A 12,570-nucleotide genomic window follows, 5' to 3' on the forward strand; every position below is an offset into this window, starting at 1 on the left:
CGAGTGATGAAATCAGAATCGCGCGCAACGGAAGAAATGGATTCCGCAGACATGGCATCAAAAGACATGGCATCAGACCGCATCATTGCCCCGAATTCCCGCTCGATACGCGACGGCGTCACACGCCGGACGCTTTTGGCGGCCGCCGCCGGCGTTTCGGCCGCTGCCATGTTGCCGGCCGGGGCGCGCGCGGAATTCCCCATTCCGGACGTTCCTCCGCTTGAGAAGGAAGACTATGGCGAAGCCCGCAAGCGGTTCCATACCAATCTCTTGAGGAAGGGGCCTTCTCCTGAACAGTCTGCCCCGCTCGGCACGCCCGCAGGCGCCAGGAGGGTGATGTATCGCGGCGGCCCGGACGGTTCGATCGAACTGATCGCCTGGATCTCGCCCTATGAGCCTTCCGCGAAGCTGAAGCCCGCGGTTCTTTTCCTGCACGGCGGCAACGCCACGGGTGACGGCCATTGGGAGCTGATGAAGGCCTATTGGGAAGCCGGCTACGTCGTCATGCTGCCCTCGTTCCGCGGCGAGAACGGCCAGGCCGGCAATTATTCGGGCTTCTACGACGAGACATCGGATGCGCTGGCTGCCGCAAGCTACCTGGAGGACCTGCCGGGGATCGACAAGAACCGCTTCTTCCTCGCCGGCCATTCGAATGGCGGCACACTGGCGCTGCTCGCCTCGATGACCCGAAAATTCCGCGCCTCGGCGCCGATCTCGGCAGGTGTCAATTCCTGGCGTTATTTCGGCCGCTTCGAGCGCGAAGTCCGCTTCGACGAAAACGACCAGCAGGAATTCGTCATGCGCTCCTCGGTCTGTTTCGGCCACAGCCTCAAATGCCCGACGCTGCTGCTGCGCGGCACCGAGGAGCGCCCCTTCGATGCCGACCACCAGCTGTTGATGGATAGGGCAAAATCGACAGGCGTTTCCATCGAGGCAAAGCTCTTGCCCGGCAACCACAACGGCGTCGTGCCGGGCGCGGTCGCCGAGAGCATCCGCTTCTTCAACCAGGTCATAGGGTAGGGCTTAGCCGACCTCATTGTGCATCGTCAGAATTACCCGAACATCAGCGACCGGTGCGTTCCCGCGCCTGCCATGGCGCCGTCGCCGACTGAAATTGCCACCGAGCCCGCAGCGCGGGCTGCATCGCCGCACGCGAAAACACCGGGAACGCTGGTCTGCTGGGTCATGTCGGTGCGGATGAATTTGCCCACCGGGCCGTCTTCCAGGGCGCACCCGAGCTGTTCGGCAATCGGGCTTGCCAATTCCGTTTGCGACAGGACGAAAAGTCCGGCGAAACTCAAGGCCCGGCCATCCTGCAGCAGGATTTCGGCATGGCCGCCGATCGACGAGATCGGCATTTCTTCGATGGTGACGCCGCGCGCCGCCAGCTGGCCAGCCTGTTCCGTCTCAGGTCGGAACGCATCGTTGAGCAGCAAGGTCGTCGGCCCCCAATCGGGCAGCATCAGCGCGTGATGCATTGACAGCCTGGAGACGGCGATCACGCCTATCTGCCCGCGGTTCAGTTCGTAGCCGTGGCAATAGGGGCAATGAAAGACGCTTTTGCCCCACCGGTCGAGCAGGCCGGGGACTTCAGGCAGATGATCCTTGACGCCCATGGCGAGCACCAGCCGTTTCGCCGCAAGCTCTTGGCCGTCTGCTGTCACCGAGAAGCCGTCATCGCTTTTCCGGGCATCGTCGGCCCTCGCGTCGAGCCAATCGACGGTCGGATAGGCCATCAGTTGCGAACGGGCTTCACCAGCAATGATCTCGGGCCTTTCCCCATCGCGGGTGAGGAACCCGTGAGAAGTCTCGGCAAAACGGTTCCTGCGATGGCCGTCGTCGATCACCAGAATGCGGCGGCGGGCGCGGGCGAGCTGCAGGGCGGCGGAGAGGCCGGCATAGCTGCCGCCGATGACGATCGCTTCATAATCCATGCGAAATCCTCCTCATGAGTCTCGAAACAACATAAGTTACATGAATACGCGCGGTCAATAGCTTCGTAACTTATGTTGTTGCGAATGATTGCCCGTGTTAGGAATGGATGGCCGATAACGCGCAAGGAACGCCACGATGAGACATGACAGCCGCCTCTCGCGCATGCTGCACGTGTTGATCCACATGGACCGGCACGAAGGCGCGGCCACGTCGGAAACCATTGCCGCGATGCTCAACACCAATCCGGTCGTGGTCCGCCGCACCATGGCCGGGCTTCGGGAAAAGGGCTATGTGCGCTCGGAAAAGGGCCATGGCGGCGGCTGGAGACTGGGTCGCCCCTTGTCGGAAATGACATTGCTCGACATCTACGAAGCGGTCGGCGAGCCCGCGGTCTTTGCGGTCGGCCCCGCCTGCGACCAGCCGGCATGCCTGGTGGAACAGGCCGTCAATGCAGCCCTTTCCGAAGCTTTCGAGGAAGCCGAAAAGCTGCTTCTGAGCCGCTTCGGCAAGGTGACGCTGGCAGATATCGCCCGCGACTTCGATGCCCGCATGGCACGCCATCCGGCATTGGCGGCCGATGCCGGGACGGGTTGGCACGCGTAAGCGGTTCCACCAGCCTCGCGCCAGCCGCATCTGCGATGGTCGGCTCAGACGTCATCTGCTGGAAGCGGGTTCCCATGCCATTCTCCTTTCGATCTCTTCGCCGAACCCTTGGGCTTTCCGTCACGCTCGCCGCGACCGCTGCGGTCAGCGGCTGTCAGATCCCCTTGGTCACCGATACCAGCCGCATGAACCCGGACGTCTTCGTCCAGGAGACATCGCCGGTCTTCAACGTCGCGCCCTATGCGGATCCGCCGTCGAACCAGCCGCCTCCGATGCCGGGCGCCATTCCGCACAAGCGCCAGCTCTATCCGTCGACTTTCCACCAGACCTACGGGTTGCCGATTTCCAACCCGGTCCACCGGGCGATGTATGGCGTGATCCGCGACGACGGCCACACGCTTCCGGCAATCCCTTATTCGCGCATCGATGCCCGTTATCTGCGCCAGGACGTTGATTACCGAACCAGCGAGGCGCCGGGCACCATCGTCGTCGATACCAGGGAGCGCTTCCTCTATCTCGTGCAGCCGGGCGGCAAGGCGATCCGTTACGGCGTCGGCCTCGGCAAGGCCGGTTTTGCCTGGCAGGGCCGCGGCGTGATCCAGCGCAAGGCGGAATGGCCGCGCTGGACGCCGCCGGACGAGATGGTCGCCCGCCAGCCGGATCTGCGCAAATTTTCGGCCGCCGAAGGCGGTGCCAATCCCGGGCTCAACAATCCGCTCGGCGCCCGCGCGCTCTACATCTTCAAGGATGGCCAGGACACGCTCTACCGGGTGCACGGCACGCCGGATTGGCAGTCCGTCGGCAAACAGACCTCGTCCGGCTGCGTGCGCATGTTCAACCAGGATGTCATCGACCTCTTCGACCGCGTGCCCTCCGGCACCCCGATCGTGGTCCTCTGAGCGCAGCAACTGGCTTGGCAATAGACGGAAAGGGCGGCGGTGCCGCTCTTTTTCGTTTGATTCATCTCATGGGTTTGAACCGCCGTGTAGGTCTCGTGAATAGTTGATTAACGACCGCGGACCTATCTTTCTCGCGGAAGGAGCGAGTCGGAACTTTTCGGCCGCCCTGCCGTTAAAGAGCGATTTTGCTGTTCCCTGCGTTTCCTATCGGACGGTCCTGCCTCAGATGATCCTGACCCCTTCGTTTTCCCGCCGGAGTTTTTTGTCTCTCCTCGGTGCGGGCGCGGCCTCCACGCTTGCCGGCTGCGCCTCATCGGTGCCGCGTCCGCTGGCGACCACGGTTGCCTTCCGACCGGAGCCTATTGAAGGTCCGTCGTCGGAACTGGATGTGATGTACGGTTCCATGGTCGACGGCGGTTTCGTCATTCCGGCGATACCCTATCGGCAGATCAACCCACGCTATTACCGCCAGCAGGTCGTCGATCCGACCGGTGAGCGTCCAGGCACCGTCGTCGTCGATACCGCCTCGCGTTTCCTCTACCTCATCGAGCCGGGCGGCACCGCGATGCGTTACGGCGTCGGCATCGGCCGCGAAGGGTTCGCCTGGCAGGGCGAGGGCGTCATCCAGTGGCGGCAGAGATGGCCGAAATGGACGCCGCCGGACGAAATGGTCGCCCGCCAGCCGGAACTCACCAAATATTCGGCCAAGAACGGCGGCATGCCGCCCGGCCTTCTGAACCCGCTCGGTGCCCGCGCGCTCTACATCTTCAAGAACGGCCAGGACACGCTCTACCGCCTGCACGGCTCGCCGGAATGGAACTCGATCGGCAAGGCCGTCTCGTCGGGCTGCGTGCGGCTGATGAACCAGGATATCATCGACCTCTACGACCGCGTGCCGGAAAAGGCGCGTATCGTGGTGTGGCAGTAATCTCTGTCACAGACACTTGCTAATCATCCCCGGCGCAACCTAGATTTGCGCCGAAAGGGATTTGCGCATGGTCGAGATCGACGCCGCTCTCGTGAAGAACCTGATAGCCGCCCAATTCCCCGATTGGGCGGATTTGTCCGTGCGCCCGGTCGCGAACGGCGGCTGGGACAACCGCACCTTCCATCTCGGCGAGACCATGCTGGTGCGCCTGCCGAGTGCCGAGCGTTACGTTGCGCAGGTGGAAAAGGAGCATCGCTTCCTGCCGGCGCTTGGCCCCCGATTGCCGCTTCCCATTCCGGCTCCCCTCGGGCTCGGAAAACCGGGCGAAGGTTACCCCTGGCCCTGGTCGATCTATACCTGGATCGCCGGTGACCGATCCAGCCCCCGGACGATCGCCGACCTGGCCGCTTTTGCCGAGGATCTAGCCGATTTCCTGCTGGCGCTCTGGAAAATCGACGCATCCGACGGCCCGCCTGCCGGCACGCACAATTTTTTCCGCGGCGGCGCATTGGAAGTCTATGACAACGAGACACGTCGTTCGATCAGAGTCCTTGCCGATCAGATCAATGTGCCCCTGATCACCGAAATCTGGGAAACGGCGCTCGCCTCCACCTGGAAGAACGGCCCCGTGTGGATGCACGGCGATGTCAGCGAGGGCAACCTGCTCGTCCGCGACGGACGGCTCGCCGCCGTGATCGATTTCGGCAGTTCCGGCACCGGCGATCCGGCCTGCGACCTCGTCATCGCCTGGACCCTGTTCGACGAACCGGCAGCCCATGCTTTCCGCAATCGGGTGAGGCTCGACGCCGAGACCTGGGAAAGGGCGCGCGGCTGGTGCCTGTGGAAAGCGCTGATCACGGTTGCCGGCGAACCCGGCACAAATCCGCTGGTCAAGGATGAGCATCGCCGCTGGATCGACAGGATCGTTGCGGATCACCTCGGCCAGGCTTGATCTCTGCGGGAACTACGCTGGAACTTTTCCGTTGAATTGCGTGGAATGTTCTGGAGGAAGCCGTGCAGCAGAATTCACTATGGCGAGCCTATAGCTACGCCTGGATCACCCTGGCATTTTTTGTTTTCAGTCTTGTCGGGCATTGGTTGTTCGGCTGGTTCGCCTTTGTCCAGGAACAGGCCGAGCACGGACAGCCGGTGGAATTTTCTCCTTATCTGGTGGAAATGCTGCGGGACACCTTCGAAAACTGGCAGTCGGAATTCCTGCAGCTGCTCTGGCAGGTCGGCGGGCTTGCCTTCTTCCTGTTTCTGGGCTCGCCGCAATCGAAGGAAGGTTCCGATCGGCTGGAGGCGAAGATCGACGTCATCCTGCGCAGAGTGGACCCCGCCGATGGCGAAGGCGTGATCCGGGAACTGGACGAACGTTATTCAGGCCGCCATACGGACGAACCGGAAGCCCACAAGACGTGAGCAGCGCAGGTTCTGCCGCCTCGCGTTTGACCGGTCTCGACCGGCGATGGAACCTATCAAACAGATGACAGCATCTCTTTTTCGCTTCCCGCTTTCGTCAGCCTTTCCTTGAGCGCAACCAGTTCGTCGCGCAGCGCCACAGCTTCCTCGAAGCTGCAGCCGGTGGCCTTGCCGATTGCTGCGGTGACCCCGGCCGCCTGGCCTTTCAGTTCTCTGCCCTTTTTCGTCAGCAAAATCTTCACCTGCCGCTCGTCGTCGCGGTCGCGTTTGCGGGCGACGAGGCCAGATTGTTCGAGCCGCTTGAGGAGAGGGGAGAGTGTGCCGGAATCGAGGCCGAGCCGGTCGCCGATCGCCTTCACCGGCTGGTCGTCCTCTTCCCAGAGCGCGATCATCACCAGGTATTGCGGATAGGTGAGGCCGAGCGGTTCCAGCAGCGGCTTATAGGTGCGGGTAAAGGCATGCGCCGCGCCGTAGATCGCAAAACACAGCTGCGCATCGAGCTCGATCTCGAAATTATCCGCGTTGCCCGCCTTTTTCTGCATGGCCGGTCCTGTCTTCACGTGTCTGTGCTCTATCTTTTTTCAGAATCGTATTTTCGCAGGCTTGACGGCAAATTGCAATGCGCGTAATTAGATTGTGCGCAATTGAATTGCGGACAATTTTTTAATCTTGAACCATCGTCAAAGACCAAGGGAGTTAGACCCATGCCTATTCTCTACACCACCAAGGCTTCTGCCACCGGCGGCCGCGCCGGCCATGGCGCCTCCGAAGACGGCGTTCTCGACGTCACGCTGACCGTTCCGAAGGAACTTGGCGGCGACGGCGCCCGCGGCACCAATCCGGAACAGCTCTTCGCCACCGGTTATTCCGCCTGTTTCCTCGGCGCGCTGAAGAATGTTGCCGGCAAGGAAAAGGTCAAGATCCCGGATGACGCCAAGGTGACGGCGACCGTCGGCATCGGCCCGCGCGACGACGGCAAGGGTTTCGGCATCGAAGTATCTCTCCTGGTGGACATTCCTGGCATGGACAAGGCCCAGGCCGAAGACCTCGTCGCCAAGGCCCATATCGTCTGCCCCTATAGCCACGCGATGCGCACTTCGACCGAAGTGCCGGTCTCGGTCGCCTGATCGTTCTGAAGATTTCCGAAATGGAAAGCCGGCCGCTCGCGCCGGCTTTTTCTATTTGATCCCGCCCAGCGTCGCCCGCAGTTCTGCCGGTCCGCCCTCGCCAAGCTCGGCGTCGATCTCCGCATGCACCCGCTTCCAGATCGGCAGGGCGGCCGACAGCATGGTCATGCCGTCATCTGTGAGGCGCAGCAGCCGGCCGCGCCGGTCCTTCGGATCGACGGTGGTTTCCACCAGGCCGCGTCGTTCCAGCACTTTCAGCGCCGCCGTCAGCGTTGTGCGGTCCATCGCGAGCAGGGTGGCGACCTGGCTCATCGGCGCCGGCTGCGGCCGGTTCAGCGACATCATCAGCGAGAATTGCCCGTTGGTAAGCCCGATCGGCTTCATCGCATTGTCGAAACGTCGGGCAAGCGCCCGCGCCGCCCGCTGCACATGCAGGCACAGGCACGTGTCGCGTACCAGCAGCGTCGTCGAAAAGGGAATCACTTCGATGGTCTGAATGTTTGACAGCATCTGAAGAGTATGTTGATATCAACTTATTCTGTCAAGCATAGGAGGAGCCTGTCATGGATGTCACCATGTCCCCGAAAAACCCTGTCGTCAGCCGCGAGGAGTGGCTCGAAGCCCGGCGCAAGCTGCTGGCTCTGGAAAAAGAAGAGACCCATCTGCGCGACAAGGTGCGCGCCGAGCGTCAGGCGATGCCCTGGGTAAAGGTCGACAAGGACTACGTGTTCGACACTCCGAAGGGCAAAAAGTCGCTCGCCGAACTGTTCGACGACCGCAGCCAGCTGCTCGTCTACCATTTCATGCTCGGCCCGGACTGGGATGCCGGCTGCCTCGGCTGTTCATTTCTCTCGGACCATATCGATGGCGCTCTGCCGCATCTCAACAACCACGACGTCACCTATGTCGCGGTCGCCCGCGCGCCGCTCGACAAGATCGAGGCCTACAAGAAGCGCATGGGCTGGAAGTTCCCCTGGGTCTCGTCCTTCGGCAGCGATTTCAACTTCGATTATCACGTCTCCTTTACCAAGGAAGACCTCGCCAAGGAGAAGGTGTATTATAATTTCCGCGAGGTCCCGCCGTCAGAGGCGCATGACGAGCTGCCGGGTCTTTCCGCCTTCTACAGAAACGAGGCGGGCGAGATCTTTCATACCTATTCCAGCTATGCCCGCGGCGGCGAAGAGCTGATCGGCACGTTGATGATCCTCGACCGGGCACCACTTGGCCGCAACGAGGATTCGACGATGAATTTCGTCAAGCGCCACGACGAATACGAACAGAAGCCACAGGAGACGGCTTCATCCTGCTGCCATTGAACGGGTTCATTCTGGCGCTTCGAAAAGAGGAGGAGGAAAAGATGAGCACGATGGAAATGCCCAAGCCGCAGGTCGAACACGGCTTTCTGGAAAGGATGGTCGGCCTCTGGGAGGTGACGTCCACCAGCATGGGCCACGACGAAAAATGGGTCGAGGTCTGCCGGTCGCTGAACGGCATCTGGTTCGTCGCTGAAGGCAGCGGCGAGATGCCGGGCGGCGGTGGCCCCGCCACCACCATTCTCACTCTCGGCTACGATCCGGCCAAGGGCAAATATGTCGGCACCTGGCTCGGCACGATGATGAACCATCTTTGGGTCTATGAGGGGGAAGTGTCGGACGACGGATCGACGCTCAATCTCTATACGACCGGCCCGGATTTCGCCAATCCCGGCAAGACCGGCGACTACCGCGAGCAGATCATCTTCACCGACGACGATCATCGCGTCTTCAATTCCAGCGCAAAACAGCCGGACGGCTCCTGGAAGCAGTTCATGGAGGCGAACTACGCCCGCAAGCGCTGAGCCTTGCGTGTGTCTAATTCAACGCGTCGGTCGACGCAGTCATTCGTAGAGGAGACGACCATGTTGCAGACCGTTACCGGGTCTCGATCCGAGACCCATGGCAAATTCATCTGGGTCGAGCTGATGACGCCTGATACCGATGCCGGCGGAACATTCTATTCGTCGGTGGTCGGCTGGAAGGTCAAGGAAATGTCGATGCCCGACATGCCCGCCTATTTCCTGTTCGAAATGGGAGAGGGCGACAATCGGCCGGGCGTCGGCGGCATGATGAACTTTCCGCCGGAACTCGAAGGCAAGATCCCGCCGAACTGGACCGGTTATGTCGCAGTCGACGACGTCGATCAGATGACCAAGGACTATGTCGCCAATGGCGGCCGCGTCCAGCGTGAGCCGGAGGATATTCCGGGCATCGGCCGTTTCGCGGTCGTCGCCGATCCGCATGGTGCGGTCATCTGCATCATGACGCCGATCCCGCCGGAGAACCCGCCGCAGGCACTGGCGCCCGATGCCGTCGGCAATGTCGGCTGGCGGGAACTTTATGCCGGCAACGGCAAGGAAGCCATGGACTTCTACGGCAAGATGTTCGGCTGGACGCTCGACCACGATTTCGACATGGGGCCGATGGGCACCTACCACATCTTCTCCCATAACGGCCGGCAGATCGGCGGCATGATGACAAAGCCGGCGGAAGTGCCGATGGCCTGCTGGTGCTACTATTTCATTGTCGACTCGATCGACGCCGCAATCGCCCGGTTGACGGCGGGCGGCGGCAAGGTCGTCCACGGCCCGATGGAAGTTCCCGGCGGCTCCTGGATCGTCCAGGCGCTCGATCCGCAGGGCGCTTTCTTCGCGCTGACTTCCGCGAAGAAGTAAGCGGCATAGTCTGTTTGGCAGGTGTTGGCCCTCATTCTGAAGTGCATGTGGAGGCGTTGAAAAGACGCCGGCATGTCGCCAAAGGGTGAGGGCCTTCCCCTTTTTTTGCTTCGAAAAACTGATTGCAAAGTGGAACTAGTTTGGTAGGTTGGAGCCAATTGCAGATCGCAACTGGTTCAAGGGGAAAGTTATGTCCGATTCCAAACTGACATTCCTGATCGCCCACGGCGCCTGGACCGGCGGCTGGTCGTGGGAGCGGGTGCTGACCCGCCTGCATGCCAGGGGCCACCGCGCCTACGCGCCGACGCTGACCGGGCTTTGCGAGCGCAAGCACCTGGCGAGCCCCTCCGTCAACCTCGACACCCATATCGACGACCTGGTCAATGAGGCGATCTACAAGGATCTGACGGATATCGTGCTCGTCGGCCATTCCTATGGCGGCATCGTCGCCACCGGCGTCGTCGAGCGCATGCCCGAGCGGATCCGCTCGATCGTCTATGTCGAGGCCTTCATCCCCGAGGACGGCATGAGCTTCACCGACTACGATCCGGAGGGAGATTATTCCGCGCCGATGATCCCGGTGCCGGAAGGCCCCGGCGGCCATATGCGCGAAGAGGACGAGCTGTGGGCCGCACCGAAGGCGACGCCCCAGCCTTCCGGCACCCTGCGGCAGAAGTTGAAAGTCACCGGCGCCTATCAGCGTGTCCCGAAAAAGACCTTCATCGTCGCGACCGGCTGGGACGGGCCGTTTGGCCGGATGTCGGAGAAATATCGCGGCGCTCCCGGCTGGGCCGTGCATGAGCTTGCCTGCGGCCACGATATCCCGATCGACATGCCGGACGAACTGACCGCGCTGCTGATCGAGGCGGCCTGACGAGGAACGGTTAAGGAGCGGCCGATGGCAAAACTGGTGTTCGAGATGATGATCTCGCTCGACGGCTATATCAACGACGCCCGAGGCGATTTCGACTGGGGACATATCGACGCCGAGGTGCATGGTCACGCCAACGGGGAGGGCCGCCGCTGCGGCCTCGTCGTCTACGGCCGGCGCATGTACGAGACCATGGCGTTCTGGCAGACCTATCGGGGCGACACGCTGTTCGAGGCGGAATATGCCGAAATCTGGCGGCAGACCGACAAGATCGTCGTCTCGAAGACCTTGACCGAGCCGAAGACGCCACGCACGAAACTGGTGACCTCTCTCGATGTCGACGCGATGCGCGATCTGAAGGTGCAAACCGGGCGGAATATTTTCGTCTCCGGCCCGACGCTTGCCGCCGACTATCTGGATGCCGGCCTGGTCGACGAGATCGGCATCTATTACGTCCCCGTCGCGGTCGGCGACGGTACGCCGATGTTCCAGACCCGGAACAAGGTGAAACTCGCGCGCACCGAAGAGGTGCCCTTCACCAACGGCACCGTCTTTATCCGCTACGACGTCCTGAATGGCAGCTGACGGATAGAATCTGGGGCCTGGCATCCGAGCGGATGCCGCCTCAAACTATTCCGAATACCCTGGGTGGAGATTTTGCGACATGGCGAAACTCGTTTTTGGAATGAACCAGTCGCTCGACGGTTATGTCGACCATCAGGAAATGGCGACCGGGCCTAAGCTCTTTCGTCACTGGATAGACCATGTGCGCGATCTGGCGGGCAGCGTTTATGGTCGCCGCATGTACGAGACGATGCGGTATTGGGACGAAGACCGTCCCGAGTGGAGCGCGGAGCACCGAGAGTTCGCCGCAGCCTGGCGGCGCCTGCCGAAATGGGTCGTATCGCGCTCGTTGAAGTCGGTCGGCCCCAACGCCACGCTTGTTGATGATGATGTCGAGGCGATGGTCCGTGGCCTGAAGGCTAGGCTCGTCGGGGAGATTTCAGTGTCCGGACCGGACCTGGCAGGAAGCCTGACGAACCTTGGCCTTATCGATGAGTACCGGCTCTACCTCCACCCCGTCGTGCTTGGCCGCGGCAAGCCATTCTTCACCGGCCCGCGACCACTGCTCCACCTTGTTTCCACCGATCGCGTTGGCGAGGACGTGATCAGGCTGACATACGTGCCCGCCTGATCGCGCGTCTCACCAGACGGATTACGTCGCCGCGTCGGTATCAGTGGCTCATCGAATTGATGCCGTTGAACATCGCGTCGAAATTGCCGTTCTCGACGGCATGACGCAGCGGCTTGCAGCGTTCGACGACGACTTCCTTGACGTCCGGCTGCCGTGTCAGGATATTCATGACCTCGGAGATGAAATCGACAAGCGGCATGGCGTTCGGGTCGCTCGCCTGGCGCTCGCTCATCAGCGATGTCTGCACATAGGGCGGCACGATCTCGATCACCTGCGGCCCCGCGTCCTTGAGCTGCTCGCGGATCGCCATCGAATAGGAATGGATGGCGGCCTTGGTGGCGGAATAGGTGGGCGTCAGCGCCATCGGCACGAAGGCAAGGCCCGAGGAGACGGTCAGGATTGCGGCATCGTTCTGGGTGCTCAACTGCGGCAGCAGCGCCGCGATCAGCCGGATAGGGCCGAGCAGGTTGGCGGTGATCGTCTGCTCGGCGGTCGCGAGATAATCCGAGCCGGCGCCGATATGCTCCGGCACCATGATGCCGGCATTGTTGATGACGGCGTTCAGCGACGGATAGGCCGCCGCGAGCTCAGCGGAGAATGACTTGATTGCTTCGGCATCGGAAAGATCGAGCACCATGCCTTTCATGCCGGGATTGGCGGCGGTCACCGCGTCGAGCGTTTCCCGCCGCCGCCCGGTGATGATCACCTGGTTGCCGAGCGCATGGAACGCCTCGGCGAGAGCCCGGCCGATGCCCGAATTGCCGCCGGTGATGAGGATCGTATTGCCGTTCATTTTCATGGTCTTCGCCTTTCCGTGTTGCGTGGCCGGAAAATACGGCTATCAATCTCTTCTCGGAAGAAGGCACCCGAAAGATTTATA

At 61.7% G+C, this 12,570-nt stretch carries 17 protein-coding genes; 13 read left to right on the forward strand and 4 right to left on the reverse strand.

Translation table 11 applies throughout. The features are described from left to right. Positions 1–66 precede the first annotated feature (66 nt). The gene (locus ACZ9IU_RS05995; protein ID WP_038548885.1) at positions 67–1,020 is read left to right on the forward strand and encodes an alpha/beta hydrolase family protein; all 954 of its coding nucleotides are present in this window, start codon (positions 67–69) and stop codon (positions 1,018–1,020) included. Positions 1,021–1,052: 32 nt separating this feature from the next. Here the strand turns inward: ACZ9IU_RS05995 and ACZ9IU_RS06000 are convergent, their stop codons facing one another. After that, complete coding sequence (locus ACZ9IU_RS06000) at positions 1,053–1,934, reverse strand: NAD(P)/FAD-dependent oxidoreductase (protein WP_038540887.1); 882 nt, start codon at positions 1,932–1,934, stop codon at positions 1,053–1,055. Between the two features lie 136 nt (positions 1,935–2,070). On the opposite strand from ACZ9IU_RS06000, the gene ACZ9IU_RS06005 reads away from it, so the two are divergent. From ACZ9IU_RS06005 to ACZ9IU_RS06025, 5 genes are all read left to right on the forward strand, one after another. Beyond that, complete coding sequence (locus ACZ9IU_RS06005) at positions 2,071–2,538, forward strand: Rrf2 family transcriptional regulator (protein ID WP_038540890.1); 468 nt, start codon at positions 2,071–2,073, stop codon at positions 2,536–2,538. A gap of 74 nt (positions 2,539–2,612) precedes the next feature. Continuing rightward, on the forward strand, positions 2,613–3,437 hold the full coding sequence (locus ACZ9IU_RS06010; protein ID WP_038540892.1) for a L,D-transpeptidase: 825 nt from the start codon (positions 2,613–2,615) through the stop codon (positions 3,435–3,437). Positions 3,438–3,663: 226 nt separating this feature from the next. Then, positions 3,664–4,365, forward strand: coding sequence for a L,D-transpeptidase (locus ACZ9IU_RS06015; protein ID WP_038540897.1), 702 nt, complete (start codon positions 3,664–3,666; stop codon positions 4,363–4,365). Positions 4,366–4,432: 67 nt separating this feature from the next. Continuing rightward, on the forward strand, positions 4,433–5,317 hold the full coding sequence (locus ACZ9IU_RS06020) for an aminoglycoside phosphotransferase family protein (RefSeq protein WP_038540901.1): 885 nt from the start codon (positions 4,433–4,435) through the stop codon (positions 5,315–5,317). Positions 5,318–5,379: 62 nt separating this feature from the next. After that, a complete protein-coding gene (locus ACZ9IU_RS06025; protein WP_038540904.1) occupies positions 5,380–5,787 on the forward strand; it encodes a DUF6766 family protein in 408 nt (135 codons plus the stop codon). Between the two features lie 56 nt (positions 5,788–5,843). Here ACZ9IU_RS06025 and ACZ9IU_RS06030 read toward each other — a convergent pair whose 3' ends face one another. Then, a complete protein-coding gene (locus ACZ9IU_RS06030) occupies positions 5,844–6,329 on the reverse strand; it encodes a MarR family winged helix-turn-helix transcriptional regulator (protein ID WP_051899664.1) in 486 nt (161 codons plus the stop codon). A gap of 162 nt (positions 6,330–6,491) precedes the next feature. On the opposite strand from ACZ9IU_RS06030, the gene ACZ9IU_RS06035 reads away from it, so the two are divergent. Beyond that, positions 6,492–6,914, forward strand: a complete 423-nt coding sequence (locus ACZ9IU_RS06035; protein WP_038540908.1) for an organic hydroperoxide resistance protein — start codon at positions 6,492–6,494, stop codon at positions 6,912–6,914. 51 nt (positions 6,915–6,965) lie between these two features. On the opposite strand, the gene ACZ9IU_RS06040 is transcribed toward ACZ9IU_RS06035, so the two are convergent. Then, on the reverse strand, positions 6,966–7,424 hold the full coding sequence (locus ACZ9IU_RS06040) for a MarR family winged helix-turn-helix transcriptional regulator (RefSeq protein ID WP_038540910.1): 459 nt from the start codon (positions 7,422–7,424) through the stop codon (positions 6,966–6,968). A gap of 53 nt (positions 7,425–7,477) precedes the next feature. Between ACZ9IU_RS06040 and ACZ9IU_RS06045 the strand changes: the two genes are divergently transcribed. From ACZ9IU_RS06045 to ACZ9IU_RS06070, 6 genes are all read left to right on the forward strand, one after another. Beyond that, complete coding sequence (locus tag ACZ9IU_RS06045; RefSeq protein ID WP_038540913.1) at positions 7,478–8,230, forward strand: DUF899 domain-containing protein; 753 nt, start codon at positions 7,478–7,480, stop codon at positions 8,228–8,230. A 41-nt stretch (positions 8,231–8,271) separates the two neighbouring features. Continuing rightward, positions 8,272–8,751, forward strand: coding sequence for a DUF1579 domain-containing protein (locus ACZ9IU_RS06050; RefSeq protein WP_038548889.1), 480 nt, complete (start codon positions 8,272–8,274; stop codon positions 8,749–8,751). 60 nt (positions 8,752–8,811) lie between these two features. Beyond that, a complete protein-coding gene (locus ACZ9IU_RS06055; protein WP_038540915.1) occupies positions 8,812–9,624 on the forward strand; it encodes a VOC family protein in 813 nt (270 codons plus the stop codon). Positions 9,625–9,814: 190 nt separating this feature from the next. After that, positions 9,815–10,498 carry an alpha/beta fold hydrolase gene (locus ACZ9IU_RS06060; RefSeq protein ID WP_038540917.1) on the forward strand — a complete coding sequence of 228 codons (684 nt, stop codon included), beginning with the start codon at positions 9,815–9,817 and terminating at the stop codon, positions 10,496–10,498. Positions 10,499–10,522: 24 nt separating this feature from the next. Next, a complete protein-coding gene (locus tag ACZ9IU_RS06065) occupies positions 10,523–11,080 on the forward strand; it encodes a dihydrofolate reductase family protein (protein ID WP_038540919.1) in 558 nt (185 codons plus the stop codon). Between the two features lie 79 nt (positions 11,081–11,159). Further along, a complete protein-coding gene (locus tag ACZ9IU_RS06070; protein ID WP_038540923.1) occupies positions 11,160–11,690 on the forward strand; it encodes a dihydrofolate reductase family protein in 531 nt (176 codons plus the stop codon). A 40-nt stretch (positions 11,691–11,730) separates the two neighbouring features. On the opposite strand, the gene ACZ9IU_RS06075 is transcribed toward ACZ9IU_RS06070, so the two are convergent. Further along, positions 11,731–12,489, reverse strand: coding sequence for an SDR family oxidoreductase (locus tag ACZ9IU_RS06075; protein WP_038540926.1), 759 nt, complete (start codon positions 12,487–12,489; stop codon positions 11,731–11,733). Between the last annotated feature and the right edge of the window lie 81 nt (positions 12,490–12,570).

It is taken from the genome of Mesorhizobium sp. USDA 4132, assembly GCF_056279545.1.